Below are 22400 nucleotides of genomic sequence, written 5' to 3' on the forward strand. Positions count from 1 at the left end.
AATAAAATGATCGATTTAAGAAGCGACACGGTGACAAAACCGACGAAAGAAATGAGAGAGGCAGCTTTTAATGCCAAAGTCGGTGACGATGTTTATGGCGAAGATCCATCAGTAATCGAGCTTGAACAAACGGCAGCAGAACTTTTGGGAAAAGAGGCAGCCTTGTTTGTGACGAGCGGTACCCAAGGTAATCAAATTGCCGTTTTGACACATTGCTCTCCTGGGAATGAAGTGATACTGGAAGCAGAGTCACATATTTTTTATTATGAATCAGGCGCCATCTCTGCTTTTGCGGGAGTGCAGCCAAGGACCATCAAGGGAAACCGGGGAGCGATGGACCCTGAAGAAGTAAAAGCAGCCATCCGTGAAGATGATCAGCATTTTCCGGAAACGGGTCTGATTTGTCTAGAAAACACCCACAACCGTGCTGGTGGTGCGATTGTTCCCACTTCCAATATGAAGGATATTTATACCGCAGCCCAGAAGTATGGCATTCCAGTCCATGTGGATGGCGCGAGACTTTTTAATGCATCCGCAGCTGCAGGAGTCCCATTGACTGAGTTCACCCAGTATAGTGATACTGTTCAGGTTTGCCTGTCCAAAGGGCTTGGTGCACCGGTTGGCTCAATTCTGGCTGGAAGTAACGACTTCATTAAAAAAGCAAGAAAATGGAGGAAACGTCTCGGAGGCGGTTTGCGGCAGGCAGGAATCATCGCAGCACCAGGGTTGTATGCTTTAACTAATATGCGGGAAAGACTGGCTGATGATCATGAAAACGCTAAGATGCTTGCTGAGGGACTAAACTCGATTGATAAATTGAAAATTGCTAATCGCGTAGACACCAATATTGTGGTTGCAGATGTATCTGAACTCGGATTGACTTCTGCCCAATTCACTGAACAATTGAAGGGAGAGGGTGTGCTTGCCGTCACGTTTGGTCCATCACTTGTCCGCTTTACTACCCATTTCGATGTCAGCAGTGAAGATATAGACCATGCAATTTCAGTTGTAAAGAAGATCGTGCAATAATAAAAATAATACTTATTGAAGGAGACCGGCCGGCGTTGGTCTCTTTTTGGTGTATTCCTTGCTTTTCCCTCTGGTAGTTAGTATCATTTTCTGCAAAAGCATCTAAAAAATGATTATTACATAGCGGTTCATTCGGAATGTCAAAAAGTGAAGAAAGGGTGAGTGAGGTATGTGGAAAGATTTTTTGTCGAGTATTGGTATTGGAAATATCAAAGTGGACACGGTTGTCGAAAATCCTGCTTTGACTCCATCAAGTGACCTTAAGGGGGAAGTCATTATAGAGGGGGGCATGTCAGATCAGCAAGTTAATAAAATTGTTCTGACCGTTTTTATCCGGACTGATGATTATCGGAAAGACAGCGATTTTTCCTACCATGAAAAAGAGCTGCACGGATGTGCGTTGACCGATGTTGGAGTCGTAAAAGCGCATGAAGAGAAACGGATACCATTTAAGTTTTCCCTTTCAAAGGACCATCCACTGACGGATGAGAAAACAGAAACGTTTCTTCGCACAACTGTGGATATTCCGCAGGCAGTCGACCCGACGGATGAAGACAGCATTAAAATTGTCAAAGACCTTTAAAAAAATCAATATAGATGGCTATTTACTTACTTTTTACAGTGTGTACGACTGGGTGAATGAGTGAAAGGTGTGCGTTCTTCTCAGGCACGTCCAGTTGCAGCGCCAACCCACTCGGAATCCGTGGTTACCTAGCTCAATCCAATAGCACAGATACATACGAAGTGAGTTTTTTAGAACTATATACAGAACTTTTTATAGATTCAATAGAGGAGGAATACCATGAAAGCGATTGTCCATGAAGGCAGACAGGGGATGCAGGGACTCTCAGTAAGGGATTTTCAAGAGCCTGAAGTCAGCAGCGGTATGGTGAAGGTCAAATTGAAAACGGCAGGATTAAACCGCAGGGATCTCATTGTTTTAACAAGGCACAAAGAAGATCAGCCGCCTTTGATCATCGGTTCGGATGGTGCGGGTACAATAGTGGGAACAGGAGACGGAGTGACGAACGTTGCCCAAGGTGATGAAGTTATCATTAACCCGGGGCTCGGATGGAAACATAACAGCGATGCACCGCCTGAAGGATTTGAAATTGTCGGCCTTCCGGATCACGGGACATTCTCTGAATATATTGTTCTTCCTGCCGAAAATGTAGAGAAGAAGCCTGGGCACCTGAACTGGGAAGAAGCAGGCGTACTATCATTGGCTGCTTTGACAGCTTACCGGGTCTTGTTTACCCGTGCCAGAATAAAAGAAGGAGATACCGTTCTGATCCCTGGGATCGGCAGCGGAGTCGGAACTTTCCTGCTTAAATTTGCAAAAGCTGCAGGAGCAAGAGTCATCGTAACTTCCCGCAGCGAAGAAAAACAGAAAACGGCAATCGAACTTGGTGCGGATTTCAGTATATCGACAAACAGTGACTGGAATGAGGAGCTTAAAGATGAAACGATAGATATTGTCATCGAAAGCATTGGCAGAGCCACTTTTACTAAATCCCTTAAAGGGCTTAGAAAAGGCGGTACGCTCGTAACATTTGGAGCCACAACTGAGGATGAAATCGAAATAAATATCCGCGATTTCTTCTACAGTCAATTGAATCTCCTTGGCTCGACCATGGGAAGTGCAGAAGAGTTTAAAGAAATGCTGGAGTTCATTTCCGAACACAGTATTACTCCGGTAGTGGACAGTGTGTATCCCTTGGAAGAATACGAAAAGGCAATGGATCGCCTGAAAAATAGTGAGAACTTAGGAAAGATTGCGTTCCGGGTATCAGAATAGCTTAATAGCGAACATAGAAAAAAGGATCTTACAAGCCGTAAGATCCTTTTTATATTGGTGGCTATTGTGCCGTTGAATTATAGTAATGAACAGAAGTCTGAGCACCTTCGCTGACCATTTTGTTATCTTCGAGATCATCCGGATGGGGGTGACCGGCTTTTTCTACAGGTAAGTCTTTATTACGGTTTTTCCACTTATGTTTCAGGCTTTCCATCATATTTTGCATTTTAACACGATTGTCTTTTTTTCTCATATACATTCCGGCACCAGCAGCAGCCGCACCGACAAGCAAACTTGATTTCAGTCTCATACCCTGATTCCTCCTTCAAGAAATTTAAAAAGGTAATTTGTAATTTTTTACCCGGCTTCAGAAGTAGTAAACATTGTTACACATATCACCTCAGGGGAAGGCCAGTTTAACACGGATAAAAGGAGGAAATAGAGAAACTAAAAGACTTTTCTGGAGGTGCAGCCATGGGTTACACACATGTATTTATTTTACTTCTTATTGGATACGTTGTTTTTACGATTGATAAGAAACAGAAAAATTTCCCCGTTCCGATGGTTCTTCTGCTGATTGGCATTGGCTTATCATTTACCCCGTTCTTTGCTGATATAGAAATCACAAAGGATATGATTTTTGATGTATTTTTACCCGCTCTCTTATTTGTTTCCGCTTATCAGTTCAAAATCAATGGCTTAAAGAAAAATATGGGTGTTATTAGTGTACTCAGCACCCTTGGGTTAATTTTGACGGTCTTTATTTTGGGTGCCTCTGTCTACTTTGTAGGAATAGTATCGTTATCCTTTATGGGAGCTTTATTGATAGCGGCCATTTTGACGCCTACTGACCCTGTGTCTGTAGTATCCATTTTAAAGAAATCATCCAACAGTCCTAAAATCGCAGAGGTGGTTGAAGGAGAATCAATGGTGAATGACGGAACGAGTGTCGTGTTATTCACGGTCATTTCACACCTGTATTTGTCTAATGAAGAATTGAAACTGGTTTCAGCTCTGTGGAGTTTTGTATCTGTGTCTTTTGGAGGATTACTAATTGGAATTGTCTTCGGGTGGCTGGTCAGCAGAATTTATCATTTTACTCATCACCGTCAGTATCAGGTTATGTTGAGCATTGTGCTCGCCTACGGAAGTTTTTATCTGGCCGAACACTTAGGTGTTTCGGGAGTACTCGCTTCGGTTTCCTCAGGAATCATGCTGTCATGGAAGCTGCAAACCACCGATAATGAGAAGGATTATCGAAGTTACCTGGATGCTTTTTGGGAGGTCATCGAACCGAGTATCCTGTCCATCTTGTTTTTACTGATTGGAATTGAATTTATGAAGCATATTGACTTTCAGAATATCGGATTCACTTTTATTATTTTCGGCCTGTCCCTAATCGTTCGTTTTGTTGTGTTGGCGGGCATATTAAAACTGTTTAAGAAGTGGAGAAAAGAATTTCTATGGGATGACATCTCATTGATTACCTGGTCAGGCATCAAGGGCACAATGTCCGTTGCCTTATTATTGGGACTGGCGTCGGAAAGCACCGGACAGGCGGATGCGATTCTGTCTCTCACATACGGAGCTATCGTACTGTCCCTGATTATTCAAAGTCCATTGGTATATCCACTATCAAGGATGTTTTCTAAGCATAGTCGCTGATTATTGCAGTTGGGAATGCTGCACAATAATAAAATAAGCGAATTAGTGGGCCGACATTATATGGTTTAAGCCATCTCACTGGCCCAATAAACTAGTTAATGGACCAGCAAGATCTGGTTTTAGCGATCTCACTGGACCAATAATTCAATAAATGGGCTAACAAGATGTGGTTTTAGCAACCACACTGGCCCAATAATCCAATAAATGGGCCACCAAGCTCTGGTTCTAGCAATCTCACTGGCCCAATAATCCGATAAATGGGCCACCATGAAATGGTTTTAGCGATCTCACTGGCCCAATAACCCGATAAGTGGGCCAACATGAAATGGTTTTAAGGATCTCACTGGCCCAATAACCCGATAAGTGGGCCAACATGCTCAGGCTTTAGGAATCTCACTGGCCCAATAATCCAATAAATGGGCCAACATGCTCTCGTTTTAGCAAACACACTGGCCCAATCTCATTCCTCAGCACCCTGTAAATACATACATCAACATTTCCTCAATAATAAAGGAAACCACCCAAAAATAGAGAAGTTTATAGTAGGAGGGAGGCTGAATATGGAGCGAGTATATTCGAAAATTATGTCGGTAAAAGGGCGGGATACATTTAGAGATCGAGTCCTTGAGGAGCGACTGAACACTATCTTACCTAGGGTGATGAATGAATCCGGTATTGAAATGTGGATTACGTTTGGTCGGGAGTATAATGAAGATCCTATCATCCACACATTCTTTCCTTCAGCAATTGACAGTTCCAGGAGGCTGACAATATTTATTTTTTGCAGTGATGGAGAGGGCGGTGTGGACCGGTTTGTTCTTCATCCAAACCCGGCATTTCAGCCTTTTTACCAAAATGTCTGGGACTCTGGTAAGGAAACCCAATGGGAATGTGCAGTAAGAATTATTCGTGAAAAAAAACCGGCTGAAATTGGTGTTAATAGAGGAGGGTTACACGCAGCAAGTGATGGTTTGACTGTGAGCTTATTCAATAAACTAGAGAAAGCGGCCGAGGGTGAGAAATGCAGCTTTGTTAGTGCTGAATCACTGGCAGTGGACTGGCTGCAGACCAGAAGTACACTGGAAATGGCAGCTTATCCGCATATTTGTGAGCTTGCGAGGGAAATTGGACAGGAGGCTCTTTCGAATAAGGTCATCCATCCGGGGATTACTTCCACAGGGGAGGTAGTCGACTGGATAAGGCAGCAAGTTTTAGACCTGGGCCTCCAAACTTCTTTCTATCCTACTGTTGATATCCAAAGACAAGGGTGTGTAGAGGACCGGTTGGAGGATACGATCATCCTTCCAGGAGACATTGTACACCTTGATTTTGGCATTCATTATCTCGGGCTGGCGACAGACACACAGCAGCTCGCATACGTTTTAAAAAAGGGAGAGAATGAGCCTCCGGAAGGGCTATCACGTGCATTTGAAAATGCATTAAGGTTTGCGGATATTGTAACGGGTTTTATTGAAACTGGAAAAAGCGGCAATGATGTGTTTGTAAACAGTATTAAGGCAGCGGAGGAAGGAAACTTAAGGGCCATGCTGTATTCTCATCCACTCGGGACCCACTGCCATGGGGCTGGCCCTTATATTGGTCTGTACGATAAACAGGAAGAGATACCAGGCAGAGGGGAACTGCTCATCCAGGATAATACCTGTTATGCACTCGAATTCAATGTTCGCACATATATTCCTGAATGGAATCAATATATTCCAATATACCTTGAGGAACCTATATCTTTCAGCGGGGGAAAAGTTCATTACATGGCGAAGCGGCAAAAAGGTTTTTACCTCATTCGATAGGTTACGCACCAGTCTTGGCATGTGTGAAATGAAGCTTGAATATATTCTTATATCTGTAAATCAATCGTTTCTCCATCGACACATGGTATAATAGAAGGTAAAACCAAACGTTGTATTGAGATTCATGGAGAAAGCTGGGAGAGAGTATAGTGCAAGAATATATATCGAATAGGCAAGAAGAAATGCTGAAGTTGATTGAAACACTGGTGAATATTGACAGCGGGTCGGGAAATAAAGCTGGTGTTGACAGGATAGGATCTCTTTTAAAAAGGGAATATGAAAAGATTGGATTTAATATAGATGTTGTACATCAGGACGAGTACGGAAATCATTTGATCATCCAACATAGGGAAGCAGTAGATCCGGATATTCTCGTGATCGCTCACATGGATACTGTTTTTCCGGAAGGAACTGCTTTGGAAAGGCCATTCAGGCTGGAGGGGAATATGGCTTACGGACCTGGTGTCATTGATATGAAGTCCAGTCTTGTCACTCTGTTATATGCCATGAAAGCTTTGCTGGCGGAAAAATCACCTCATTCCCGTAATGTGCAAATTTTGCTGAACAGTGATGAGGAGATTGGCTCCCCTTCTTCACAAGATTTGATAAAAGAGGCTGCAAAAGGGAAGAAATATGCTTTGATCATGGAGCCTGCCAGGAAAGACGGGTCCCTTGTTTCGTCACGAAGAGGAAAAGGAAATTATACACTGAATGTGATTGGAAGAGCTGCACACTCCGGAATCGAACCTGAAAAAGGCAGAAGTGCGATAGAGGAACTTGCTCATAAAGTCATACAGATGCACGAATTGAATGACCATGAAAATGGTATCAGTGTCAATGTCGGGTTGATAGAAGGGGGCTCTTCAGTCAATACGGTTTCCGACCACGCAAGTGCGCAAATGGAAATAAGGATTACAGAGTCAGAGCAGGCCCATTCGGTAGAAGAAAAAATGGAAGAAATTTGTTCCAAAACCGATGTCCCCGGCACTGAAATCATTTTTGAAGGTGAAATCAACAGACCTCCTATGGAGAAAAATAAACGGAATAACCAGTTACTGCAAAAAATTATTGCTGTAGGTGAAGAGATGGGGATTGAAATCACCGATACGTCAACAGGCGGCGGGTCCGATGCGTCCTTCACCTCAGCTGCAAGGGTTGCAACCATTGATGGGATGGGACCGATTGGCGGCAATGCACATAGTGACAAAGAATACCTCGATGTGTCCTCGCTTTCCGAACGCACCCTGCTATTAGCAAAAGTGATTGAAAATCTTTCACAATGAGGTGAAATGCTTATGGATGACCTGGTCCTCAGTGAATTAAATAGAATGGAAAGAGAATACGGTGTTAAAATCCTCTATGCTGTCCAGGCCGGGAGCAGGGCGTGGGGCTTTCATTCTCCGAAGAGTGACTGGGATATAAGGTTTATCTATAAACATTCATTGGATTGGTATTTGTCGCTGGAGAAGAAGAGTGATGTTATTGAAAAGCAGGTCAATGAAGATTTAGAAATAAGCGGCTGGGATCTCAGGAAGGCTTTAAATCTATTCAAAAAATCGAACCCCTCCATGCTGGAATGGCTTCATACAAAGGAACGGTTGATAGCAGATCAACACTTTTGCGAAAGTGTGCTTCCGTTGGAAACTGAGCTGTTTTCGGCTGTATCCTGCTACTATCACTACCTCAGCATGTCCAAGTCAAATTGGAATAAATGGCTGAAGGGTGAAGTGAAATCCCCAAAACTGTCACTCCATCTACTGAGGGGAATTCTCTGCTGTTTATGGATAAAAGAGCACGAGACCTTTCCTCCAGTAAAATTTCAGACTCTATATGAACAAACGGTTAAGGACCGCAGGGTTTGTGAGGATCTGGCCAGTATAGTAGAGCTGAAAAAAGCCGGTGCAGAAGTCATTAATATAACAGTCCCCGCTCTCTACTCATTCATAGAGGCGGAAATGGAAAAGCTTTCTAGAACTACCCTAACATTTAGGGATCATAATAAAGTCCCTCATGAAGAGATTAATAACGTTTTCAGGGAATTGGTAAAGGGAGATATATGATGAAATTCATATGCCTCAATAGCGATCAAAGTAACAATCAGGGAAGGAACAGTTAATATGGATATGAGGAATCAGAATAGAAAAGCTTGGAATAAAAAAGTGGAAGAGGGAGCTGTCTATACAAAGGCAGTGAGTGAAGAGGTAATCAGCAGAAGCAAGGCAGGAGACTGGGAGATAACAGTGACCACGACCAAACCGGTACCGAGGTCTTGGTTTCCTGAATCACTATTAGATAAGAAGATTCTTTGCCTGGCATCAGGCGGCGGCCAGCAGGGCCCTGTACTTGCAGCCGCGGGCGGAGAGGTAACAGTAATGGATATCTCTGAAGCGCAATTAGAACAAGACATCGCTGTAGCTGGAAGGGACGGACTCCAGTTAAAAACTGTGCAGGGGGATATGTCCGATTTACATATGTTTGACAACGAAACCTTTGATATCATCATTCACCCGGTGTCCAATTTATTTGTAGAAGATATCAAACCTGTTTGGAAGGAAGCTGCCAGAGTGTTAAAACAAGGCGGTACCCTGATTTCCGGGTTTACAAATCCGTTATTATTTATTTTCGATGATGAAATGGAAATGCAGGGAAAACTGGTGGTTCGTCATTCGATTCCTTCTACTTCATTGGATCATATGGATGAGGAACAGATAAAGGAATATCTCGAAGCCAACCATACAGTAGAATTCGGTCATACTTTAGAAGATCAAATACAAGGGCAGGTTGATGCCGGGCTGGCGATAACGGGCTTGTATGAAGACGATTTCGGTGGTAACAGGATGCTGGATCAATATATTAAAACCTTTATTAGCACCAGGGCGACAAAACTATCCTTCTGAGAAAATAGTAAGATGGTTGAAAAGCGGTTCCGATAATGGATCCGCTTTTTTGTAGTGAGAAATAAACTGATGAATGAAACCTTAGTTGCATAATACCGTATAAATAGTAGAACTGCATAGAAAAAATAACGAATAAACATTTAAGAAATGGAGGTTAGGTATTTGCATGGTGGGAACTATTATCAATATTATTGGATTTATTGCTTTTTTTATCCTAGCTAGCTTTCTTTCAAAAGGAAAGGGAGCATTCTTAATTGCAGGGTATAATACAATGTCTGACAGTGAAAAGGCTGAATTTGATGAGATGGCGCTCTGCAAGTTTACAGGGAAAATTATGTACGGAATAAGCTTTAGTATTTTATTGTGGGCATTAAGTGAAATATTAGAAATCCAAGCTATGTATTTCATAGGTCTGGTTTTATTTTTTTGTTTTATTCTTTTTGGATTAGTTTATTTTAATACCGGAAACAGATTTAAAAAGAAAGGTAATTAAGCAAAAACCTCATTTCCTTTGCTCAAATCTACACTTTAAATCAACCATTAATCAATGGTATAGCACCTTTCAAAAGAAACCTTTTTAAAGAATGAACGTCTAATAAAATAGGAAAATTCTAATTTTAAGGGGTTCAGCTATGGCTCGCATAACGTTTTGCTTACTAGGAATAATGTTATCTTTTACCTCTATAGCATCTAATACGATTGCCACTTCATGGGCGTATCCATTCATTGTTTGGCAAGGTCACATTTATGTAGTTACGGAAGAACCTGTTATTGATATTGAAATGAAAATCGGAGAGGTGACGGCATTTTCTGATATGCAGCAGCTCCCCGCGAATTTTTCCAATGAATTTAGTATGGGGACAAAATTTTATACTATAAAAAATATAAGTACAGATAATGCGATTGCGGTTGAAGTGGATAATGGAATTTATCATAGGGCAGATAAAAAAGGAATATACGGAGCAAAAGAGCCTGTTGTTTATAATGGAAAAGTCTCTGTTATGGTATTGTCCATTCTGATTGTCATGCTCTCAATAGGAATTATTATGGGGTTGAGGAATTTAAGGGGCATTTGAATAAATTCTTCAAAGTAAAAACGGAAAGCATGCCTCTCAGGCTGCCTTCCGTTTTTAAATGTTATTTATTAAACCAAAGCGGCTCATTGTCATCGACTTCGCCGTTATAGTTAATCATAATTTCTTCTCCGGCTTTTATATCCTTGTAGGCATAAAAGTCGAAGGTAAAGTTAGGGAAATTTATTTCATAAGTTGCATTCGGTTCATAGGAATGGTTAAAAAGCATCCCGTAGCCAAGAAGCAATGCGCTATGGTTAATGCCGTATTCAAATGCATAATCAGCAAGAAGTGTTTTTTCAATGTGCTCATGCTCTTTGTTTGGGTAAGGCAGGACAGGAGCTTCATGCAGCAGCTCACCTTTTTTAATATCCCTTGTGGCAAATACTCCTCTATTTAATTCTCCGTCGCTGACTTTGGACGTTCGTACTTCAATCATATCTTCACCTTCTATTCTGTCAGTATCAATCTTGTTTCTCTAGTTTGTCAGTTCGTTGAGAAGAAAGCAACCATTAAATCGTTATTGTGCAAATTAGCTTTAATAAATTACTCTTCTGACTTCACTACTTCAGCTTGAAGTTCAACCTCTACATTTCCTTTAATGGCGCGGGTAATCATACAGGAAGCCTCGGCTTTTTCCGCCAGTTTTTTGGCAAGCGATATGTCTCTTTCTGTTGCGTCACTTTTCAAGGTGATAAGTGGTTTGTGAATGATTTTTTTATAAGTGATGATTCCTTTGGTAACGTCAACAATTCCTTCTGAATCTAAGGTCAGATCGATTTTCTCCAGCCGGCTTCTTTCCATCATGGCTGCCAATGTGATAATGAAGCAAGTCCCCGCTGCCCCAAGAAGCATTTCATCAGGGTTTGTTCCAATTCCAGGTCCATCCATTTCTTTCGGAATGGAGATTGCGGTTTTCATGTTTTTCGTTTCAATATCACCGATATCATTTCGCAATCCAGGCCAGTTTGCTTTTAAGTGAAAGTGGTGCTCAGCCATAGTGTTTCCTCCTTAGTCAATCATGTATTCCATTTTAACAGAATCTTAATCAGGAGGAGAAATATAAGAGAGGGTCGAAATCATAAAAGATAAGCGAAAAGAAAGAAGATGAAACCTATGGAATGTAAAGTGAGCTATGGCAGAATTCATTATAAGATTATAGGGGAGGGCAAACCGTTAGTCATTTTGCACTCAATGGGAACGGACCATAGAGCGATGCAGGCTTGGCTGGAACCGTTATTCAATGAAGTTCCGTTGAAATGCAGTAATATTTCCTGTTCTGGCATGAATGTAAGTGAAGGAAGTGATAGTCATTATCGCCGTATTTTTAGATAGAGATGGAACAATAGGCGGGACAGGCGGGGGAGTGCACCCTTCTGAATTTTCAATGTATGACTTCTCCCCACATGCCATAAAGAAGCTGAACGAACTAGGTATAAAAGTCTTTTTGTTCACCAACCAGACCAGGGTTGGAAGAGGGTATTTTACAGAAGAGGAACTTTTAAAAGGGTTGGAGCGGATGAAGGGCGATTTGGCCGAACACTCGGCGTTTCTGGATGCTATCTATTACTGCCCGCATAAACCTGATGATGAATGCAGTTGTCAAAAACCGAAAGCGGGTATGCTTCTAAAAGCGAAGAGCGAGTATAACCTGAAGCTTGAACAATGTTATATCGTCGGAGACACAGGGAGTTCTGATATGGCGGCGGCAGAGGCTGTTGGAGCAAAGAAAGTTCTTGTCAAAACGGGCTGGGGAATCAGTTCACTCACAACACACCGTCATACATGGCAAGGGATTGAACCAGATGCCGTCACAGAAGACCTTGTAGGTGCAGTCGAATGGATAGGGAATGACCTTCTTTTAAAAGGCTAGCTAATCAAGAGGGGAGCTCTTGATTAAACATATTTAAGCCGCATGCAATTCAGAGGGGGAGGAATGTAAGGGACAAACGTTGAAAGGGTTAAGAGAGGAAAAAATCCATAGTTGAAGGGGTAATACGAGTGGAATATCTTATTCGGGAGATGAAACAGGGTGATATTGAAGCGGTACAAAAAGTGGCGGAAGTCAGCTGGGAGGATACCTATAAAGATATCATTCCAATCGAGATCCAAAAGCGGTTCCTTGCGAGCGCATATAGTCACGAAATGATGGAAAAGCGATTGGAAACTTCTTTTTTATACGTAGTTGAAATAAAAGGGGAAATCAAAGGGTTTGCCAATTTCTCGCAAGTAAAAGAAGGTGGGGAAGTCGAACTCGGAGCGATTTATTTGCTGCCTGAAAATCAAGGATACGGACTCGGAGCGGCACTCTTGGAAAAAGGTATCCAATCAATCGATGGCATTGAGAAAATTTATATAAATGTAGAAGAAGAGAATCTAACAGGAAAGGCTTTTTATAGCAATAAAGGGTTTCAAGAGGTTTCCGAATTCGAGGATGACCTGTACGGGCATAAATCCAAAATGTTAAGGATGGTCATGCCGGTAGAGGTAAATAGAAAGATAGGGTGAATACTATGTTTCATGTCAATGTAGAAGGTGCTGTGTTCAGAGGAGATAAGTGGCTGATTATTGAGCGCAGCCAAAAAGAAGAGCATGCTGGCGGGCTTTTATCATTTGCAGGAGGAACGGTAGAAAAGGAAGGGAACTCAAAGGATATCCTTGAGAGGACGTTAAAAAGGGAATTGCTTGAGGAAGTCGGTATAACGATTAAGCCGGAAATGTCTCATGTCAATAACACGTCCTTCTTGCTGGGCGATGGTTCACAGGTGTTGAACATCGTGTTGCTATGTGAAATAGACGAGGGCGAACCTTTTCCAAAAGCCAAAGATGAGGTCGACGATATATATTGGATGACAACGAAGGAAGTCTTGACTCACCCTAGATCGCCTGAATGGTTGAAGCAGAGCATTCTGAGAGCAGAAACGCATCTGAATAAAATTAAGCAGTGTATTTAATAGTTGAGATGATACATAGAACAGAATCTTATCACTCAAAAGTATATAGAGGGAGAGAATTGTAGAATGAATTTATACCGAGTCATCTTGCCGGTATCCAATATTGAGGAAGCGGCCAATTTTTATAAGCATATCTTAGGTGTGGAAGGACGAAGGGTTTCACCTGGAAGATACTATTTTGATTGTGGCGGGACCATACTTGCGTGCTTTGATCCCATGGCTGATGGTGATGGGGTGGAGTCCCGTTGTAATCCGGAACACATATACCTTGCCGTTTCAGGCCTTGAGGAAGTTTATAACAGAGTGAAAGATTCAAAGGCGTTATACTTGGAAGAAGGTATAAATACGCGGCCCTGGGGGGAAGAATCTTTCTATGCAAAGGACCCCTTCGGCAACCCATTATGCTTTGTAAATAAGAGCACGGTCTTTACAGGACTGGAAGGAGATGAAAGTCATGTATGAGCTTAAAACAAAAGAAAATGACAGCAATGTGATTGAGTTTATTGAGGCAGTCGAGAACCCACGGAAAAGGGAGGATGCATATATACTGTTAGATATTTTCACCGAAACTACAGGGTTTGAAGCAAAAATGTGGGGACCCAGTATCATAGGTTTCGGCTCATATCACTACAAGTACAAAACAGGGCATGAAGGTGACGCACCACTCGTAGGGTTTTCTCCGAGAAAAGCAAAGATCAGCCTATATTTTGCCACCGGTGATCCAGACAGGGAAAGGCTTCTGGAGCGTTTCGGAAAGCACACCTCGGGAAAAGCGTGTGTATATATCAATAAAGTGGCAGATATTGATGTGGAGGTACTAAAGGAATTGATTCGGCAATCCGTTGATTTTCTCAAGGAGACCTATCAGGAACAGGGATAAACAGGCATTTTTAGCCGGTCGTCATCAAATTATTGATGCACTCTTTAAAGGGTGCATTCTTTTTTTACAACAAAACTAGTAATTCAAACTTTTTAAAGGGTTAAACGCAGGTACTTATTTTCAAAATTTTTACTGATTTTCCTGATTAGCCCCAAAAGGAAAGACAACTATGATAAAATTCTGAATTGTATGATGAACTGGGAGGGTTTCCATGGAACTTATTTTCGGTGTGTTATTAATTATTTTGTTCCTATATATTATTCATTCCATTATAGAAGCAGGAGTAAGAAATGGAATTGATAATTCCAAAACGGGAAAAATGATCCGGGAAATGATTGAAGGCCAGATGGAAGAATATCCTTCTAAGACTTCGGACGAAGAAATAGAAAAAGAACTGAAAAGGCAGATAGAGGAGAAAGATTAAAGGGTTTCCAGTTTGATATTTTGATTCTGGTTACATAAATAATTGATAAAGGCATCCTGATCTTGGGGTGAGATCTGGACCACTTCGTACTTTTGATAATAAATTTCGAGTCTGTTTACAGCAAGGGCAGGTGAGGTGAAGGGGCTTTTTACTTTTCTGATGGACTTAATATCTTTAATTAATATTCTCCACCGGAAAGGCCCATATCTGATAAGCAGCTTTTGCTCTTTGAAAATGTAGCATGTGCCGAACCAAATCCAGAGGAGGATTATTAACAAGAAACCTGCTAACGCCTTTAAAAGCCATGCCGTTAGACCATACTCATTGTTCGAGATTTCTGTTAGTAGAATACCGATAATGCTGCCCCAAAATATTATATAAAATAACAGGTCTTTCCTTGATTTGAATTTCATACGTACCACTCCTTAACCTTAATACGGAATGCAGTGGATGAGAGTTTCATTAATAAAGACCAAGTTATGGTTTTTTTGTTTCCAGTAAGAAATCTATCAATATTTAAGATTAATAGTACCGAGTTAAAAGCCAACCAACACTAAAGATGAATTCGCTGAAATGAAAGGAAACAAATAGAAATGCCTTATACGAGAATTGCAAAATCGCATTCAGCTTCGATAGTAGTTATCTTCTTACTTATCAATTTCGATATTTTTTCTGGGAGTCAATTAATTAACGGTATACTGTGGCTTATTCTCGTCTGCCTGGTCATGTCTCTGGGGGTTAAATATCAATTACGGGTTAAGGGAAGTCAGTTGGAATACAGTATTTTTTTCTTAACCCTCCGATTATATAAAAAGGCGCTTCCCCCTTCGCTTATAAAATCAGTCATTTTCAAAAGAACAGACTGGTCAAAAAAGAAGGCTGTAATCAAGCTGAAACAAAGAGCGAACATAAAGGTGCTGGATTATCAACCTTCAACAATATTTACGGATTTAGAAAGCTTTGCCGCGGACCATGGCATTTCAGTAGCAAAGACAAAAGACTATAAGCTTTTGGAGAGATATTACTGAGCTGTTTTTACAGGAAAAGGAGCTATATAAAGGTGTGGATACATATGAACCATGTAGACATATCTGTCAATTAGTTGAAAAAGTACTGATGAAGAATAAGAGAATAATGGTGAAGGAGATCGATCGGTTATGTGGACGAGAATTATTCAGGCTGCAGCTTTCACAGTCTTTTTTGGAATTGTGAGTATGTTCGTTGTGGGGTACTCAATTCTTACTTCTTCACAGAATGGATATATTTACACGGGGATAGTGACAGCAGCCATACTTGTAATAGGTAACTTGTATTTCCTCGGATTGCTTGCACGTCTGCCTAAAAAGGCAAGGATGTTGGTTCCAGGGTTGATTATTTTACTTCCTTTGGCGGGGTACGGAGGATATGAAGCTTACATAAACCATATAGAAATCGAGAATGCAGAAGTCGATCTTAGTGACTATGAACCGTTTAAAAAGGACACGGACGCTGTGTCACTGGATGGAGGGGCAAGTTATTCGATAGACGGTCAATTGCCGACACTTGACGGCGCGACTGCACTGTATCCTGTTATCGCATCTTTTGTCCAGGCGGTGTACCCTGAAGGGGAGTATCCTCATGACAATCCGTCTGAGAGTGAAGCGGTGGCATCAAAGACCGGTAATGCCTATGATAGATTGGCCAAAAACGATGTGGATATAATATTTACTGCAGGCCCCTCTGAGCTTCAGGAATCCAGATTGCAGAATATGAATATGACACCAATCGGTAAAGAAGCCTTTGTCTTTTTTGTACATAAAAGCAATCCGGTTGAGAGTCTCTCGATTGAACAACTTCAGCAAATCTATTCCGGCAAAATCACGAACTGGAAAGAAGTCGGCGGGAAAGATAAAGAGATTATCGCTTTTCAAAGGCCGGAAGGAAGCGGCAGCCAAACGGGATTGCAAAAGATGATGGGAGATGTTCCAATTATGAAGCCTCCAACCGATCAGAAAGTCAGCGGTATGGGTGGAGTCATCGAAAAAGCCTCAAACTACCGAAATTACCGTAACGCCATTGGTTTTTCCTATCGTTTTTTTGCCACTGGTATGATAGAAAATAAAGGCATAAAACTATTGAAGGTCGAAGGTGTAGATCCAGACATTGAGGGCATTCAAAGTGAAGAGTACCTACTAACAGGTGAGTTCTACGCCATTACGAACGGCACGGATAATCCGCACGTCGAACCGTTCATCGAGTGGATTACCTCCCAACAGGGGCAGGAGCTCATTCAGAAAACAGGATATGTGCCGATAAATTAGGTGGTTAAAGGTTGCACTATTTGTACAGAAGTGCCTAAGGGCTATTTGGGTCACTTGCTAGTCTGTTGGGTTCCGGAGACACCTAATTCGAGTGGAGTTATGGGGGAAAGTGCTTTTAGAGAGGTTCTAAAGACCAAATCCGAGTGAAATATAAGTTGAAAGTGCCTTTAAAAAGGTTCTAGCTGCAATTCAAAATTTGAAAACAGGAGTGTAAAGCCCATGAACGATCAACCCATTAATTTAAAAGAAAAGCTTAGTAAGTTTGCGGAACAGTGGTCGCCGAAGGTCATTGCTGAGATGAATGACTATCAAATCAAGCTTGTGAAGATTCAAGGTGATTTTGTATGGCACGAGCATAAGGAAACGGATGAGGTCTTCATCGTCATTGAAGGTGAAATGTCGATTGAATTTCGTGATGGCATAGTCAATCTTGCAAAAGGGGAAATGTACGTTGTTCCTAAAGGAGTGGAGCACAAACCTCATGCTGAAAACGAGTGCCACATTATGCTGGTAGAACCAAAAGGTGTGGTGAATACCGGGGAGGCAGAAGGAGAACTGACTGCCGAAAATGATGTTTGGACATAAGGAAAAAAGGAGGAGTGACCATGCCTTCTGTAGGCGTATTCGCAGTTGTGAGAAACGAAGAGAATAAAGTTCTTTGTGTCAAATTGAATTATGGGTCAGGCAACTGGACCTTACCTGGAGGACATTTGGAAAATAACGAATCCCCCATTGAAGGGGTGATGCGTGAAGTGTTCGAGGAAACGGGATACGAAGTAGAGGTCGTTGATTTTGTTGGTGTCTATTCTTCTCCTGAAAAAGATGATCTCGTCCTGCTGTTCAGGGCGGACATTCATAAGGAGGGAAGGTTCTTGCCAAATAAAGAAATTCAGCAACGGAAATTTTTCGCCCTCGACTCCCTTCCAGAAGCTATGCATCCCTGGAATAGGAAGAGAATACATGACGCTTTTACGGAAACAAACAGCTCCTTACATATATTCGAGAAAGCAGCACAACTATGAAACTCTTATTATCACCTGTCAGATTAGAAAATAGAAGAGATTACCTTCCTCTGCTGTTGATTGCTGATGAAAGTGAGGACGCCGTCAACAGCTATATTGATGAAGGAGAGATGTTTTCTATTCACTACAATGATCATATGGCTGGTGTAATCTTGTTCACTCCTGTTAATAAAGGTACTCTTGAATTAAAGAACTTTGCCATTGTGCCTGAGTTCAGAGGAAAGGGACTTGGCAAAGCGGCGATAAATGAAGCTCTTTCTCTTTACAAAAAAAGAAATGTGAAGCAAATAATAGTAGGAACTGCCAACTCCAGCATTGATAACATTGCCTTTTATCAAAAAGCAGGTTTTAGAATGAATGAGATAAAGAGGGATTTCTTTTCGGAATACACCGAACCGATTTATGAAAACGGAATCAGGGCCCTGGATATGGTCATGTTTGAAAAGAAGCTGATTTAGGCAAATAGATTAAGGCACATAAGAGTAGATAAAGGAGAAATGTAATGTATTGGATTGCAGCATTATTCGATGAAAAAACAGAGAAGTTGATTAAACAAATATGGAAAGAGCTAGCTCAAGAATCGCTCTCTTTTTATGAGGAAGAAATCAAGAACCCAAGGCCGCATATCACAATAGCCAGCTATAGTGAAATAGATAAAGACGTGTACATAGATGGATTAAAGAAATTATATGAGAACAAAACTGAAATGGAGATTTGTTTCAATACTCTTGGTTCCTTCCTGAATTACGGGACTCTTTTTTTCTCTCCCACTATGACGAAGGAACTTCTGGATCTTCACGCATCACATCATGAAACCTTTAACAATAATGTCACGTCAAACTCATTGTACGAGCCGGGTAAATGGATCCCCCACTGTACGTTGGCAAACAAATTGCCGGAAGAGGATCTGGCAAAGGTGTTTCGATATTGCTTGAAGAGAAACGACTCCATTAAAGGAAGGATCACTGAAATTGCACTGATTGAAATGGCTGACAACCAAGGAGATCAATTGGAAGCCCCTATTATTTTCTCAGTGCCTTTAAAGGAAGTGGGAAAACATGTTTAAAATTGAATTGGACGGAGATACCTATATTTCGCTATTGCAGCCACACCATGCTGTACAACTTTTTAAGTTGGTCGATGCCAATCGTGAAAATCTGGGAAAGTGGCTATCCTTTCCTCAGAAAACTAAGTCAGTCGCAGATTCCAAGACCTTCATTGAAAAGTCATTGACCAGGTTCGCCAATGATAACGGATTTTGGGCAGGGATATGGTCCGGCAGCGAACTTGCTGGTGCCATTGGATTTATATATGTGGATTCTGTCAATCGAAAAGCGGAAATTGGTTATTGGCTTGGAAATGATTTTGAAGGCAGGGGTTTGGTGACGCGTTCCTGTAAGTGCTTCATCCAGCATGCTTTTGAAAAATGGACACTAAACAAGGTTGAAATCAACATGGCAAGTGGAAATATTCAGAGCAGAGCTGTTGCTGAAAGACTTGGTTTTAAACAGGAGGGCATTATACGAGATTATGAATTTCTTAATGGAGAATATCATAACCGTGTCATTTACGGGATGCTTCAAAAGGAATGGATGCAAAGAGTGAGGGTGGATACTAATGAAGAAAACGGCAGTACTGTTATATCCTCAGTTCAGTGAGTATGAATTGAGTGTGGCTCTATCAGTGCTAATGCAGGGGAAGAAGCCTGTTGTAACGTGCTGGACGAGGAATGAAGCGGTTAGAGGTGAATCCGGATTAACATGTTTGCCCGATAGAATGATCCAGGAGATTGACCTTGATGAAATTGATAGTGTACTGCTCCCGGGCTGTATGGATATCATGCTATTAAAAGATGAGGAAGAAATATTTCATTTTCTCGAAGCGGCGGCTGATAAGGTTTCGGTTATTGCAGCCATCTCAAGCTCGCCATATCTTTTAGCAAGAGCCGGTCTCCTAAAAGGAAAAAGATACACAGTCGGGCTAGCAGAAGAAGCACGGGAGTCATCAGGTATTTTTGAAAAAGAAAACTATTCTGATGAGTTGGTTGTACAAGACGGAAAGGTGTTAACGGCAAGAGGGAGAGGCTTCATTGAGTTCGGTACACATCTTGGCAATGTCTTGGGACTCAGCTTTAATGGAGGCTGGTACAGATGCTGACTATGACTGGGGAAAGAATGATGTTGAGGGAACTACAGGAAAACGACTGGGAAGGAATCCATGACTACGCCTCACAAGAGCAGGCTTGCCGCTATCAACCCTGGGGCCCGAATACAGTTGATGAGACGAAAGTGTTTGTTAAAGAAGCATTGGCAGATGCCAAAAGAAACCCCAGAACCCGCTACTTGTTTGTTATTACTACCATTGAAGAAGACAAGGTTATAGGTGCAGTTGAAATTAATATTAGTGATATACAGAATCGGGCGGGCGAAATTGGCTACATTTTGAATCCGAAAAGCTGGGGAAACGGATTAGCAACTGAGGCGGCAAGATTGGCTGTTGAATTTGGTTTTAAAGTTCTGAACCTTCACAGGATATATGCTACATGCAATCCTGAAAATGCTGCCTCCACCAGAGTGTTGGAAAAAGCGGGCCTGATAAAAGAAGGGACAATGAGACACCACTTAAAGATGAAGGACGGATGGAGAGACTCACACCTGTATTCCATATTGGAAAATGAATGGGTTACGATATAAAGGTGCACAAACCATTACAGAAAGTCCTTTTGCTGCTATTCATCCTATTTTCAACAGGCTGCCAATCACCTGAGGCTGAAAAAGAGCGTTACATCGTATGGATGGAGGTCTCTCAGCAAAATCAAGACTTGGCTGTTTCAGCTTATAAAAGATTGAGAGAGGCCAATATTGAATTCAAGTTTGATGATGAAGGGAATCTCCTCATCAAGAAAAGTGATTCAAAAAAAGCGGTCATGTGCTGTTCATAGAGGTAAGGAGGGGAACGTCATGTATGGGGTGATAGCGGTATTTGATAAGGAAACGGACGAGGCCATCAGGGAAGTATGGCAGGAATTACATGAGAAGTCCATATCCTTTTATGCCCATGAGGTCATGGATAGAATCCCCCATATAACCCTGGGGAGTTATGAAAAGATCGATGAACGTTCCTTTATTGAAAGAATGGATGAAGTTTATAGCAGGGAGAAGCCAATTGACATCCACTTTACTTCTCTGGGTTCTTTTTTGAAATCCGGAGCACTTTATCTTCCCCCGGTTATGACTGAAGAATTGAAGGGATTGCACTCAAGGCATTATCTGGCGTTCACCCAATGGAATAATTGTGCCTCTACTTTGTACATGCCGGATAAATGGATACCACACTGTACTCTGGCCAACAGGCTGTCCCAAGAAAAATTAAGTGAAGCCTTTCTATACTGCTTAAATAGATTGGATAACATTTCAGGGGAAATTACCGATATAGCCTTAATTAAAGTCCAAGGGGATACCGCACCTGTTATTCATAGGGTTCGGTTGAAGTAAGAGAAGGGAGAGAGCAGCATGCTTCATCATGTTGAAATATATGTTTCTGATATAAAGAAATCCAGGGAATTTTGGGGTTGGTTTCTGGAGGAACTGGGTTATCAATCTTACCAAAAATGGGAGAGCGGCCAAAGTTGGAAAATGAACGAGACTTATCTTGTATTCGTGCAGGCTGAAGACCGATTTCTTGAGGTTCCTTATCACCGGTGCAGAGTCGGGTTGAACCACCTGGCCTTTCATGCAACTTCAAGGGAACAAGTAGATGAAATGACTAATAAATTGAAAGACAAAGGGATTGAGATTTTATATCCTGACAAGCACCCTTATGCAGGTGGAGAGTCTTACTATGCGTTATTCTTAGAGGACCCCGATCGAATAAAAGTAGAATTAGTCGCACCGGAAAAAGGCAGTGATTAAGTAATGCCATTTTACAATTAGCTCGTGGAATTTCTTTATTGAAGTCACACACATGGAGCGGGAATCAACGGTATGTTTAAAAAAAACGTTTTAAACTTAGGGGGATAACATGCTTGGTGTAAAGAAAGGTGAAGTATTTCTGAAAGAGCACTCAAAGGATTGGGCGGATCTTTTTCAAAAGGAAAAACAAGTATTGATGGAGATCCTCGGAGAATCCGTGGTGGATTTTGAGCACTTTGGCAGTACAGCCATCTGCGGAATCAAAGCTAAACCGATCATTGATATTCTGGCTGGGGTCAAGTCAATGGAGGATATCGAACAGTTTGACACAATCCGTTTAAAAGAAGAAGGATACTATCGATTGCCACAGGTGAACATTCCAGGTAAGCAGGTATTTGCAAGATTCGTAGACCTAGAAAGCCTGACCAAAACGCATATTCTTCATGTGGTGGAATATGAAGGAGACTGGTGGAAAGAACACATCACTTTTCGGGACTATTTGAACAGTCACCCATCCACAGCGGAAGAATACGAAAATTTAAAAATTCGCCTTGCCCAAGACTTTCCGGAAGATGAGGCTTCCTACACTGCCGCAAAAAAACAGTATGTAGACTGTATATTGAACAAAGTTTAGTTAAT

General features: G+C 41.6%; 32 protein-coding genes. 28 read left to right on the plus strand and 4 right to left on the minus strand.

All coding sequences use genetic code 11. The features are described from left to right. Positions 1-6: 6 nt before the first annotated feature. The 3 genes from ltaE to BSG1_RS01210 all read left to right on the plus strand — a co-directional run bounded on the left by ltaE (position 7) and on the right by BSG1_RS01210 (position 2827). Positions 7-1029: a low-specificity L-threonine aldolase gene (ltaE, locus tag BSG1_RS01200; protein WP_044022162.1), complete on the plus strand. Its 1023-nt coding sequence runs from the start codon at positions 7-9 to the stop codon at positions 1027-1029. Between the two features lie 169 nt (positions 1030-1198). After that, positions 1199-1612, plus strand: coding sequence for a sporulation protein (locus tag BSG1_RS01205; protein WP_006834954.1), 414 nt, complete (start codon positions 1199-1201; stop codon positions 1610-1612). 219 nt (positions 1613-1831) lie between these two features. After that, positions 1832-2827, plus strand: a complete 996-nt coding sequence (locus BSG1_RS01210; protein ID WP_006834955.1) for a zinc-binding dehydrogenase — start codon at positions 1832-1834, stop codon at positions 2825-2827. Between the two features lie 61 nt (positions 2828-2888). Here BSG1_RS01210 and BSG1_RS01215 read toward each other — a convergent pair whose 3' ends face one another. After that, entirely contained in the window at positions 2889-3137 is a 249-nt protein-coding gene (locus tag BSG1_RS01215; protein WP_006834956.1) for a hypothetical protein, read from the minus strand. A 164-nt stretch (positions 3138-3301) separates the two neighbouring features. Between BSG1_RS01215 and BSG1_RS01220 the strand changes: the two genes are divergently transcribed. From BSG1_RS01220 to BSG1_RS19665, 7 genes are all read left to right on the plus strand, one after another. Next, complete coding sequence (locus BSG1_RS01220) at positions 3302-4492, plus strand: cation:proton antiporter (protein ID WP_006834957.1); 1191 nt, start codon at positions 3302-3304, stop codon at positions 4490-4492. 560 nt (positions 4493-5052) lie between these two features. After that, positions 5053-6300: a M24 family metallopeptidase gene (locus BSG1_RS01225; protein WP_044022163.1), complete on the plus strand. Its 1248-nt coding sequence runs from the start codon at positions 5053-5055 to the stop codon at positions 6298-6300. Between the two features lie 149 nt (positions 6301-6449). Then, the gene (locus tag BSG1_RS01230) at positions 6450-7583 is read left to right on the plus strand and encodes a M20 family metallopeptidase (protein ID WP_006834959.1); all 1134 of its coding nucleotides are present in this window, start codon (positions 6450-6452) and stop codon (positions 7581-7583) included. A 12-nt stretch (positions 7584-7595) separates the two neighbouring features. Continuing rightward, on the plus strand, positions 7596-8360 hold the full coding sequence (locus BSG1_RS01235) for a nucleotidyltransferase domain-containing protein (RefSeq protein WP_044022164.1): 765 nt from the start codon (positions 7596-7598) through the stop codon (positions 8358-8360). A 57-nt stretch (positions 8361-8417) separates the two neighbouring features. Next, positions 8418-9197, plus strand: a complete 780-nt coding sequence (locus BSG1_RS01240) for a class I SAM-dependent methyltransferase (RefSeq protein ID WP_006834961.1) — start codon at positions 8418-8420, stop codon at positions 9195-9197. A gap of 166 nt (positions 9198-9363) precedes the next feature. Then, positions 9364-9690 (plus strand): DUF3784 domain-containing protein, encoded by a 327-nt coding sequence (locus BSG1_RS01245; RefSeq protein WP_006834962.1) that lies wholly within the window; start codon positions 9364-9366, stop codon positions 9688-9690. A 139-nt stretch (positions 9691-9829) separates the two neighbouring features. After that, positions 9830-10273 (plus strand): hypothetical protein, encoded by a 444-nt coding sequence (locus BSG1_RS19665; RefSeq protein WP_052302338.1) that lies wholly within the window; start codon positions 9830-9832, stop codon positions 10271-10273. A gap of 61 nt (positions 10274-10334) precedes the next feature. Here the strand turns inward: BSG1_RS19665 and BSG1_RS01255 are convergent, their stop codons facing one another. Both BSG1_RS01255 and BSG1_RS01260 read right to left on the minus strand, forming a co-directional pair. Further along, complete coding sequence (locus BSG1_RS01255) at positions 10335-10709, minus strand: SET domain-containing protein (protein ID WP_006834964.1); 375 nt, start codon at positions 10707-10709, stop codon at positions 10335-10337. Between the two features lie 107 nt (positions 10710-10816). Next, positions 10817-11269: an OsmC family protein gene (locus BSG1_RS01260; RefSeq protein WP_006834965.1), complete on the minus strand. Its 453-nt coding sequence runs from the start codon at positions 11267-11269 to the stop codon at positions 10817-10819. A 295-nt stretch (positions 11270-11564) separates the two neighbouring features. Here BSG1_RS01260 and BSG1_RS01265 point away from each other — a divergent pair, with 295 nt between their 5' ends. From BSG1_RS01265 to BSG1_RS01290, 6 genes are all read left to right on the plus strand, one after another. After that, complete coding sequence (locus BSG1_RS01265; protein WP_006834967.1) at positions 11565-12143, plus strand: D-glycero-alpha-D-manno-heptose-1,7-bisphosphate 7-phosphatase; 579 nt, start codon at positions 11565-11567, stop codon at positions 12141-12143. 149 nt (positions 12144-12292) lie between these two features. Further along, positions 12293-12778 carry a GNAT family N-acetyltransferase gene (locus tag BSG1_RS01270; RefSeq protein WP_006834968.1) on the plus strand — a complete coding sequence of 162 codons (486 nt, stop codon included), beginning with the start codon at positions 12293-12295 and terminating at the stop codon, positions 12776-12778. A gap of 5 nt (positions 12779-12783) precedes the next feature. Further along, the gene (locus BSG1_RS01275; RefSeq protein ID WP_006834969.1) at positions 12784-13224 is read left to right on the plus strand and encodes an NUDIX hydrolase; all 441 of its coding nucleotides are present in this window, start codon (positions 12784-12786) and stop codon (positions 13222-13224) included. A 66-nt stretch (positions 13225-13290) separates the two neighbouring features. Continuing rightward, positions 13291-13686 carry a VOC family protein gene (locus tag BSG1_RS01280; protein ID WP_006834970.1) on the plus strand — a complete coding sequence of 132 codons (396 nt, stop codon included), beginning with the start codon at positions 13291-13293 and terminating at the stop codon, positions 13684-13686. After that, positions 13679-14104, plus strand: a complete 426-nt coding sequence (locus BSG1_RS01285) for a DUF1801 domain-containing protein (protein ID WP_044022166.1) — start codon at positions 13679-13681, stop codon at positions 14102-14104. Before BSG1_RS01280 ends, BSG1_RS01285 begins: the two co-directional genes overlap by 8 nt. Before the next feature lie 211 nt (positions 14105-14315). Next, positions 14316-14528 carry a hypothetical protein gene (locus BSG1_RS01290; RefSeq protein WP_006834972.1) on the plus strand — a complete coding sequence of 71 codons (213 nt, stop codon included), beginning with the start codon at positions 14316-14318 and terminating at the stop codon, positions 14526-14528. Here BSG1_RS01290 and BSG1_RS01295 read toward each other — a convergent pair. Beyond that, the gene (locus BSG1_RS01295) at positions 14525-14941 is read right to left on the minus strand and encodes a PH domain-containing protein (protein ID WP_006834973.1); all 417 of its coding nucleotides are present in this window, start codon (positions 14939-14941) and stop codon (positions 14525-14527) included. The two genes, BSG1_RS01290 and BSG1_RS01295, sit on opposite strands and share 4 nt — an antisense overlap. Before the next feature lie 744 nt (positions 14942-15685). Here BSG1_RS01295 and BSG1_RS01305 point away from each other — a divergent pair. The 12 genes from BSG1_RS01305 to BSG1_RS01360 all read left to right on the plus strand — a co-directional run bounded on the left by BSG1_RS01305 (position 15686) and on the right by BSG1_RS01360 (position 22395). Next, complete coding sequence (locus BSG1_RS01305) at positions 15686-16828, plus strand: PstS family phosphate ABC transporter substrate-binding protein (protein WP_006834975.1); 1143 nt, start codon at positions 15686-15688, stop codon at positions 16826-16828. Positions 16829-17047: 219 nt separating this feature from the next. Then, positions 17048-17413, plus strand: coding sequence for a cupin domain-containing protein (locus BSG1_RS01310; RefSeq protein WP_006834976.1), 366 nt, complete (start codon positions 17048-17050; stop codon positions 17411-17413). A 20-nt stretch (positions 17414-17433) separates the two neighbouring features. Continuing rightward, on the plus strand, positions 17434-17850 hold the full coding sequence (locus BSG1_RS01315; RefSeq protein WP_044022167.1) for an NUDIX hydrolase: 417 nt from the start codon (positions 17434-17436) through the stop codon (positions 17848-17850). Next, the gene (locus BSG1_RS01320; protein ID WP_006834978.1) at positions 17847-18308 is read left to right on the plus strand and encodes a GNAT family N-acetyltransferase; all 462 of its coding nucleotides are present in this window, start codon (positions 17847-17849) and stop codon (positions 18306-18308) included. Before BSG1_RS01315 ends, BSG1_RS01320 begins: the two co-directional genes overlap by 4 nt. Positions 18309-18352: 44 nt before the next feature. Then, positions 18353-18916, plus strand: coding sequence for a 2'-5' RNA ligase family protein (locus BSG1_RS01325; protein WP_006834979.1), 564 nt, complete (start codon positions 18353-18355; stop codon positions 18914-18916). Further along, entirely contained in the window at positions 18909-19508 is a 600-nt protein-coding gene (locus BSG1_RS01330) for a GNAT family N-acetyltransferase (RefSeq protein WP_006834980.1), read from the plus strand. Before BSG1_RS01325 ends, BSG1_RS01330 begins: the two co-directional genes overlap by 8 nt. Continuing rightward, the gene (locus BSG1_RS01335; RefSeq protein WP_044022168.1) at positions 19468-20007 is read left to right on the plus strand and encodes a DJ-1/PfpI family protein; all 540 of its coding nucleotides are present in this window, start codon (positions 19468-19470) and stop codon (positions 20005-20007) included. The genes BSG1_RS01330 and BSG1_RS01335 overlap by 41 nt, the downstream gene beginning before the upstream one ends. Next, positions 20001-20543, plus strand: coding sequence for a GNAT family N-acetyltransferase (locus tag BSG1_RS01340; RefSeq protein ID WP_006834983.1), 543 nt, complete (start codon positions 20001-20003; stop codon positions 20541-20543). Before BSG1_RS01335 ends, BSG1_RS01340 begins: the two co-directional genes overlap by 7 nt. Positions 20544-20545: 2 nt before the next feature. Further along, a complete protein-coding gene (locus BSG1_RS01345; RefSeq protein WP_156791323.1) occupies positions 20546-20791 on the plus strand; it encodes a hypothetical protein in 246 nt (81 codons plus the stop codon). 19 nt (positions 20792-20810) lie between these two features. Beyond that, entirely contained in the window at positions 20811-21344 is a 534-nt protein-coding gene (locus BSG1_RS01350) for a 2'-5' RNA ligase family protein (protein WP_006834985.1), read from the plus strand. 18 nt (positions 21345-21362) lie between these two features. Then, entirely contained in the window at positions 21363-21761 is a 399-nt protein-coding gene (locus BSG1_RS01355) for a VOC family protein (protein WP_006834986.1), read from the plus strand. Positions 21762-21870: 109 nt separating this feature from the next. Beyond that, positions 21871-22395, plus strand: coding sequence for a GrpB family protein (locus tag BSG1_RS01360; protein WP_006834987.1), 525 nt, complete (start codon positions 21871-21873; stop codon positions 22393-22395). The last annotated feature ends 5 nt before the right edge of the window (positions 22396-22400 follow it).

The organism is Bacillus sp. SG-1, assembly GCF_000181495.1.
In the GTDB taxonomy this organism is placed as follows: Bacteria; Bacillota; Bacilli; order Bacillales; family Bacillaceae_B; genus Rossellomorea.

Coding starts and splice junctions, on each gene's coding strand:
- BSG1_RS01225 (WP_044022163.1), top strand. CDS start 5,053: ATGGAGCGAGTATATTCGAAAATTATGTCGGTAAAAGGGCGGGATACA.
- BSG1_RS01360 (WP_006834987.1), top strand. CDS start 21,871: ATGCTTGGTGTAAAGAAAGGTGAAGTATTTCTGAAAGAGCACTCAAAG.
- BSG1_RS01290 (WP_006834972.1), top strand. CDS start 14,316: ATGGAACTTATTTTCGGTGTGTTATTAATTATTTTGTTCCTATATATT.
- BSG1_RS01235 (WP_044022164.1), top strand. CDS start 7,596: ATGGATGACCTGGTCCTCAGTGAATTAAATAGAATGGAAAGAGAATAC.
- BSG1_RS01350 (WP_006834985.1), top strand. CDS start 20,811: ATGTATGGGGTGATAGCGGTATTTGATAAGGAAACGGACGAGGCCATC.
- BSG1_RS19665 (WP_052302338.1), top strand. CDS start 9,830: ATGGCTCGCATAACGTTTTGCTTACTAGGAATAATGTTATCTTTTACC.
- BSG1_RS01285 (WP_044022166.1), top strand. CDS start 13,679: ATGTATGAGCTTAAAACAAAAGAAAATGACAGCAATGTGATTGAGTTT.
- BSG1_RS01315 (WP_044022167.1), top strand. CDS start 17,434: ATGCCTTCTGTAGGCGTATTCGCAGTTGTGAGAAACGAAGAGAATAAA.
- BSG1_RS01325 (WP_006834979.1), top strand. CDS start 18,353: ATGTATTGGATTGCAGCATTATTCGATGAAAAAACAGAGAAGTTGATT.
- BSG1_RS01210 (WP_006834955.1), top strand. CDS start 1,832: ATGAAAGCGATTGTCCATGAAGGCAGACAGGGGATGCAGGGACTCTCA.
- BSG1_RS01280 (WP_006834970.1), top strand. CDS start 13,291: ATGAATTTATACCGAGTCATCTTGCCGGTATCCAATATTGAGGAAGCG.
- BSG1_RS01205 (WP_006834954.1), top strand. CDS start 1,199: ATGTGGAAAGATTTTTTGTCGAGTATTGGTATTGGAAATATCAAAGTG.
- BSG1_RS01275 (WP_006834969.1), top strand. CDS start 12,784: ATGTTTCATGTCAATGTAGAAGGTGCTGTGTTCAGAGGAGATAAGTGG.
- BSG1_RS01245 (WP_006834962.1), top strand. CDS start 9,364: ATGGTGGGAACTATTATCAATATTATTGGATTTATTGCTTTTTTTATC.
- BSG1_RS01310 (WP_006834976.1), top strand. CDS start 17,048: ATGAACGATCAACCCATTAATTTAAAAGAAAAGCTTAGTAAGTTTGCG.
- BSG1_RS01335 (WP_044022168.1), top strand. CDS start 19,468: ATGAAGAAAACGGCAGTACTGTTATATCCTCAGTTCAGTGAGTATGAA.
- BSG1_RS01215 (WP_006834956.1), bottom strand. CDS start 3,137: ATGAGACTGAAATCAAGTTTGCTTGTCGGTGCGGCTGCTGCTGGTGCC.
- BSG1_RS01255 (WP_006834964.1), bottom strand. CDS start 10,709: ATGATTGAAGTACGAACGTCCAAAGTCAGCGACGGAGAATTAAATAGA.
- BSG1_RS01270 (WP_006834968.1), top strand. CDS start 12,293: ATGAAACAGGGTGATATTGAAGCGGTACAAAAAGTGGCGGAAGTCAGC.
- BSG1_RS01340 (WP_006834983.1), top strand. CDS start 20,001: ATGCTGACTATGACTGGGGAAAGAATGATGTTGAGGGAACTACAGGAA.
- BSG1_RS01260 (WP_006834965.1), bottom strand. CDS start 11,269: ATGGCTGAGCACCACTTTCACTTAAAAGCAAACTGGCCTGGATTGCGA.
- BSG1_RS01295 (WP_006834973.1), bottom strand. CDS start 14,941: ATGAAATTCAAATCAAGGAAAGACCTGTTATTTTATATAATATTTTGG.
- BSG1_RS01320 (WP_006834978.1), top strand. CDS start 17,847: ATGAAACTCTTATTATCACCTGTCAGATTAGAAAATAGAAGAGATTAC.
- BSG1_RS01220 (WP_006834957.1), top strand. CDS start 3,302: ATGGGTTACACACATGTATTTATTTTACTTCTTATTGGATACGTTGTT.
- BSG1_RS01240 (WP_006834961.1), top strand. CDS start 8,418: ATGGATATGAGGAATCAGAATAGAAAAGCTTGGAATAAAAAAGTGGAA.
- BSG1_RS01355 (WP_006834986.1), top strand. CDS start 21,363: ATGCTTCATCATGTTGAAATATATGTTTCTGATATAAAGAAATCCAGG.
- BSG1_RS01305 (WP_006834975.1), top strand. CDS start 15,686: ATGTGGACGAGAATTATTCAGGCTGCAGCTTTCACAGTCTTTTTTGGA.
- BSG1_RS01330 (WP_006834980.1), top strand. CDS start 18,909: ATGTTTAAAATTGAATTGGACGGAGATACCTATATTTCGCTATTGCAG.
- ltaE (WP_044022162.1), top strand. CDS start 7: ATGATCGATTTAAGAAGCGACACGGTGACAAAACCGACGAAAGAAATG.